Genomic DNA, 1,340 nt, shown 5'->3' with positions numbered 1-1,340 from the left:
GCCTCGCCCTGGCCGGTCACCCGCGAGGCGGTGCGCGCCCGCTACAAGGAGCTGGCCAAGCGCCACCACCCGGACGCCAATGGCGGCGACCGCAGCGCCGAGGAACGGCTGAAGACGATCAACCTCGCCTACGCGACGCTGCGCGCCCGCCTGCCGGCCGCCGAGGGTCAGCCCCGCGCCGCCGCCGGCGCCTGATCCCTTGCGCGCCGCGCCATGCCGAGTACTCTGACGACAAGAGACCTGAGGATGATGGATCGATGAACAATCTCGCTGCAATCGCCGAAACCCGCGGCACGCCGACCTCGGCGATCAACCTGCCGGACCGCACCGTCTCGGCGCGCGAGGTCTTCGGCATCGAGTGCGGCTTCGAGATCCCCGCCTTCTCCGAGCGCACCGAGCACGTCCCCGAGATCGACGCGACCTACCGCTTCGACCCGGAGACGACCATCGCCATCCTCGCCGGCTTCGCCCTCAACCGCCGGGTGATGATCCAGGGCTATCACGGCACCGGCAAGTCGACGCATATCGAGCAGGTCGCCGCCCGCCTCAACTGGCCCTGCATCCGCGTCAATCTCGACAGCCACATCTCCCGCATCGACCTCGTCGGCAAGGACGCGATCGTGCTGAAGGACGGCAAGCAGGTCACCGAATTCCGCGAGGGCCTGCTGCCCTGGGCGCTGCAGCACCCCTGCGCGCTGGTGTTCGACGAATACGACGCCGGCCGGCCGGACGTGATGTTCGTCATCCAGCGCGTGCTGGAGGTCGAGGGCAAGCTCACCCTGCTCGACCAGAACCGCGTCATCCGCCCGCACCCGGCCTTCCGCCTCTTCGCCACCGCCAACACGGTCGGCCTCGGCGACACCACCGGCCTCTATCACGGCACCCAGCAGATCAACCAGGGCCAGATGGACCGCTGGAACATCGTCGCCACGCTGAACTACCTGCCGCACGGCCAGGAAGTCTCCATCGTCATGGCCAAGCTCGGCATCACCGAGGCGGACGCGGCGGAGAAGAAGCGGATCGAGAGCATGGTCGCCCTGGCCGATCTCACCCGCGCCGGCTTCATCAACGGCGACATCTCCACCGTGATGTCCCCGCGCACCGTCATCACCTGGGCCGAGAACGCCCGCATCTTCAACGATGTCGGCTTCGCCTTCCGCCTCACCTTCCTCAACAAGTGCGACGAGGCCGAGCGCGCCACCGTGGCCGAATACTACCAGCGCTGCTTCAACGCGGAGGTTGAAACCGGCGTGCATCCCCGCCGCGGCGCCTGATGCCGGCCGAACCCTCCCGCAGCGAGGAATTCAAGCGCGCCACCGCCGGCGCCGTCCGCGCCATCG

Annotated in this window: 2 protein-coding genes; both read left to right on the top strand. The window is 68.6% G+C overall.

Features of this window, described 5'->3' with window-relative positions:
* Positions 1-195: DnaJ domain-containing protein (locus tag APM_RS12985; RefSeq protein ID WP_007423826.1), on the top strand; the 195-nt coding region annotated here is incomplete at its 5' end.
* Positions 196-257: 62 nt separating this feature from the next.
* Positions 258-1,274, top strand: coding sequence for a cobaltochelatase subunit CobS (cobS, locus tag APM_RS12980; protein WP_007423827.1), 1,017 nt, complete (start codon positions 258-260; stop codon positions 1,272-1,274).
* Positions 1,275-1,340: the final 66 nt, after the last annotated feature.

Source organism: Acidiphilium sp. PM (assembly GCF_000219295.1).
GTDB classification, from domain to species: domain Bacteria; phylum Pseudomonadota; class Alphaproteobacteria; order Acetobacterales; family Acetobacteraceae; genus Acidiphilium; species Acidiphilium multivorum.
This window is presented reverse-complemented; position numbering and strand designations above follow the sequence as displayed.

Excerpts from the sequence above, each read along its gene's own strand:
- cobS (WP_007423827.1), top strand. The coding sequence starts at position 258 with ATGAACAATCTCGCTGCAATCGCCGAAACCCGCGGCACGCCGACCTCG.